This is a genomic window from Rubritalea sp. (assembly GCF_039830215.1).
In the GTDB taxonomy this organism is placed as follows: domain Bacteria; phylum Verrucomicrobiota; class Verrucomicrobiia; order Verrucomicrobiales; family Akkermansiaceae; genus Rubritalea.
Genome location: NZ_JBDOPO010000081.1, coordinates 1 through 4,108 on the forward strand (window position 1 = coordinate 1; position 4,108 = coordinate 4,108).

4 protein-coding genes are annotated in these 4,108 nt (G+C 43.8%); all 4 read left to right on the forward strand.

Going from position 1 to position 4,108, the window contains the following annotated elements; genetic code table 11:
* Positions 1 to 132: 132 nt before the first annotated feature.
* Positions 133 to 1,314 (forward strand): WecB/TagA/CpsF family glycosyltransferase, encoded by a 1,182-nt coding sequence (locus ABGY95_RS02510; RefSeq protein ID WP_347440109.1) that lies wholly within the window; start codon positions 133 to 135, stop codon positions 1,312 to 1,314.
* Positions 1,305 to 2,450 (forward strand): glycosyltransferase family 1 protein, encoded by a 1,146-nt coding sequence (locus ABGY95_RS02515; RefSeq protein ID WP_347440110.1) that lies wholly within the window; start codon positions 1,305 to 1,307, stop codon positions 2,448 to 2,450. Before ABGY95_RS02510 ends, ABGY95_RS02515 begins: the two co-directional genes overlap by 10 nt.
* 449 nt (positions 2,451 to 2,899) lie before the next feature.
* Positions 2,900 to 3,112, forward strand: a complete 213-nt coding sequence (locus ABGY95_RS02520) for a hypothetical protein (protein ID WP_347440111.1) — start codon at positions 2,900 to 2,902, stop codon at positions 3,110 to 3,112.
* Between the two features lie 7 nt (positions 3,113 to 3,119).
* Positions 3,120 to 4,108, forward strand: a 989-nt coding sequence (locus ABGY95_RS02525) for an IS4 family transposase (RefSeq protein WP_347440112.1), incomplete at its 3' end; no start/stop codon positions are given.

Sequence of the window (4,108 nt, forward strand, 5' to 3'; positions counted from 1 at the left end):
TTCAATCATCACGCCTTGCCTTGCTTGAAATTCTTTCCAGCACCACCAACGCTAGTTGCCGGAGGTGCCCTATAGGATAAAAAATAAACAGATTGAGTTGTCTCTCTCTGTGAATAGTGCTAGATAATTTTGATGCTTGGATCTTTCAACCACCAAACTGAAGCCTCAGTCTCTGATCGACAATGGAGCCATGGTTTAGCTCCTCCACTCTTAATGATGGGAGTTCCAATAGACCAAGTGACGTGTCAACAAACTATTTCCATAGTAGATCAGATGGTGCAAAGCCGTCACCCGCATATGATCGCAACTGCTAATTTAGATTTTTTAGCTCTAGCTCAAGAAGACGAATCCCTTCAGAGCTCACTACTAGATTCAGATTTAGTGTTAGCTGACGGAATGCCTCTCATATGGATGTCCCATCTCCTAGGTAACCCACTACGCGAACGGGTAGCTGGCAGCGACATGGTGCCGCGTATTCTTGCTTTAGCTCAGCATAAAGGTTACCGCGTATTTTTCCTGGGTGGTAAAGAAGAAGTCCTCTCTGAGGCAGGAAAGAACATTCGAAAAAAATGGCCAAAACTAGAAATTGCAGGAATGTATTCACCTCCATTTACTCCCCTCGATGAGATGGATCACATCGCTATCCGCAAGAAAATCAAAGATGCTCGAACAGATGTGCTTTTTGTTTCTTTTGGCTGCCCAAAACAAGAAAAGTGGATTGCTATGAATTTCCGGGAACTAGGAGTACCGGTATGCATCGGGGTCGGTGCTACAATTGACTTCCTTGCAGGCACTACCAAACGTGCTCCAATTTGGATGCAAAAAACTGGCTTAGAGTGGGTATACCGTACATGCCAAGAACCCCGTAGGCTGGCAAAGCGCTATTGGAGGGACATTTGCGTGGTCCTTCCGGGCTTGTTTAGGCAATATCAAAACTACAAGTCGTATAGCCCTAACTTACCTGAGACCAGAGATCTACAAGGAAAAACTCAGGTTCACCGCAATGTATCTTACCAAGTGGTCACCTTACCTAAAAGGTTAGATGCTTTCGCCGCTGGCGATGAAAGTCTCAGGACTGCATTCGATTTGAAAGATGTAATCATAGACGCACAAGCAACCGAATTCATAGATAGTGCTGGTACGGGTAGAATGATAAGAATGGCCAGAGGAGCCAAAGAGCAAGGAGGACAATGCGTCCTAGTTGGGGCGCAAAAGACCGTCCTCAGATCGCTAGAAATGATGCGCCTCAGAAGTCAATTCAAAGAGGCTGTGTCACTTGAAGAAGCTCTTACCATAATTGACTCATGCACATAGGGCTTAGTGCTACAGTAATTCAAAATGGGCAATCTGGAGTTGCCCAATACATCTTTGCACTCACAAGGGAATTGATCGAGTTATCAGATTTAAATCTTCACCTTTTCGTATTAAAACACGAGCAACACCATTTTGATTTTGCAAAAGACAAGTGCAATATCATTACGGTGCCTTCTTGGGCGCGCTCACCAATAAAAAACATATGGTGGCATCATACAAAAGCTCCGCGTATTGCAGCCCAGCTTGGGCTAGATGTCTTTCATGTTCCAAGCTACCGCAGAATGATGTCCTCTAAAAGGTTCGCCACAGTCGGTACAATACACGACCTAGCACCTTTTCATGTAAAAGGTAAGTATGACATTGCTAGAATGTTTTATGGCCGCGTAGTCGTAAAATATCTGGCTGCAAGGCAGACTAAATTGATCGCTGTAAGCGGTGACACGGCTAAAGACATCGAACAGTTCTTTAGTCTACCAAGTTCTGAAATTACTGTAATTCATAATGGGATCGATCACGAGCGGTTTAAAGCTAGTGATAGTAAGCAAGCTAGAAAATGGATTTCTTCAACACATCAAATTCACACTCCATTCTTTGTCTACATTTCGCGCTTGGAACACCCATCAAAAAATCACGTGCGATTGATTGAAGCATTTAACCAATTCAAGCAGAAGAATGATTCTGACTGGCAACTGGTGTTTGGTGGTGGTGATTGGCATGGTTGCGAAGAAATCTATGCGGCCGCTAAATCCTCGCCCTATTCTCAAGAAATTCACTTCCTAGGGTTCATCGCAGATCAAGACCTTCCGAAGGTGTACCTAGCGGCTTCTAGCCTAGTGTATCCTAGCTTATTCGAGGGTTTTGGTCTACCTCCTGTAGAAGCCATGGCGTGTGGCTTACCTGTCATTAGCAGCGACAGAGGTGCGCTCAAAGAAATTGTCTCAGATGCTGCACTTATCGTTGACCCTGAGGACATCTCCGATATTGCCGAGGCATTAAGAAAAGTTCAAAGCCAGCCATCTTTAGTAGCAGAGCTGATAACTAAAGCTGAAATAAACGCCGACCGTTTTCATTGGAAAAATACAGCAGAGCAAGTAGTACGCGTTTACAAGGAGGCGATCAAAAAACATCGAAATTAAGAAACGATCTTTGCTGAACCAATGATTTAGCGGCCAATTCTAGAGATCTACAGACCCGCGGGCGTCAACTCAGCAGTCTAATCCATTGAAAATGAGACAGCTGACAATTTCACACTCCAGTACTTACATGGCTAATTCGAAGTCTGATAGGATCATTCAAGCCACTTTGGCTTCAAGCAATGATACTAGCTGATAAAGATGTTGTCCCATCATACAGAAGTGATCCCGTAAAACGGAGCCAATAGCATATTGACATCTCTGGCTGTTCATCGGTCGCTTAATCAGCGAAAAAGAGACAAATGAAACGTAAGAAAAGACATCTCAGTGCTGAATTTAAAGGACACATCTCCCACAAAGCGCTCAAGGGCATACGCGTACACTTAGTGCATAACTGATTGAAAATAAATCAATAAAAAGCTTGAAATAGTGAGTGCATCGGAATGCTTGGCATGTCTAAACGCTTACGCACCAACGACTCACCGCTTAACTTATTAGACCTCGATGCAATTGCCAAGCATACATCTTTCATTCGAAGAAAAACACAAAGCTTCTCGGGTATTTCTATAATCTTAGCCTTGCTCAAATGCCTACAAAAAGGTGATGCATCCTTCAATTTGTTAGCTGGCGAAATGAGGCTTCTAAACCTAAAATCTACTTTGTAGAGGTGCTATCTATAAGCGACTTAACCAAAAATCAGTCGACTTCCTCCAAGAAGTCATTCGACAACTTATAGCCTCTCAAAAACTGCCTACGATCAAACGTAAAACCACGCAGAGGTTAAACCGTATTTTGATAGAAGACTCCACTTTTGTTCCAATGGTAGCGATCAATGCTGCCAACTTCCCAGCATGTGGTAATCAGACAGGAGTAACCGCAGGATTCAAACTAGATTTATCCTTCGATGCACTGACTAACACTATTGTACATCAATCATTTGGGTCAGCTAGAGAGTCAGATAAAAAGCTCGGTGCGCAACTCTTGGAAGATATCCAACCAGGAGATCTAGTGCTCGGAGATATGGGGTATTTCGGGTGTGCAGCATTGAATCTAATCGCCGAGAAGGAAGCGTTTTGGATATCTCGTTTACCTAGCTCAATCAATGTCTTTACTAGCAATGCTGAGTCACAGGAGAAGAAATTGAGGTCACGGAAAAATAACTTCATTGATGAAGTGGTAACACTTGGAAACGACGGTGCCACAAAGGTTAGACTCGTCGGAATCAGAGCCGATGATGCGCTTGCTGCTCAGCGTCGCAGAAGCAGAAAATCTGTGGCTCAAAAATTTTGGAATAGCCCTAAGTATCAATCCTTAGTCAGAGACGGATGGCATCTGATCCTTACGAATTTAGATCTAGATGTGACCGCCAAGGAGCTCTTTGAAATCTACTCAATCAGATGGAGTGTAGAAATCAGATTCAAGGCCTGGAAGCAATCGCTGAACATGAAGCCGACTTTGAAACGTTACACAAATTACCACCATCTGTGCTGCATAGCGCTTGCAGCATTGATCCAACAGTTAGTGGTGAACCCTATCTTTATGTTAGCAGTTGTGAGTGTCAAAAGAGCTCTGAGCTACGAGAAGGTGAGTGAAGTGATAAGTCAGCAACTAGGCACCCTGAGTTTGAGCTGCTTAGCCTCCCCATTGACCCTAGAAGAACG

Coding starts and splice junctions, on each gene's coding strand:
- ABGY95_RS02510 (WP_347440109.1), top strand. CDS start 133: ATGCTTGGATCTTTCAACCACCAAACTGAAGCCTCAGTCTCTGATCGA.
- ABGY95_RS02515 (WP_347440110.1), top strand. CDS start 1,305: ATGCACATAGGGCTTAGTGCTACAGTAATTCAAAATGGGCAATCTGGA.
- ABGY95_RS02520 (WP_347440111.1), top strand. CDS start 2,900: ATGTCTAAACGCTTACGCACCAACGACTCACCGCTTAACTTATTAGAC.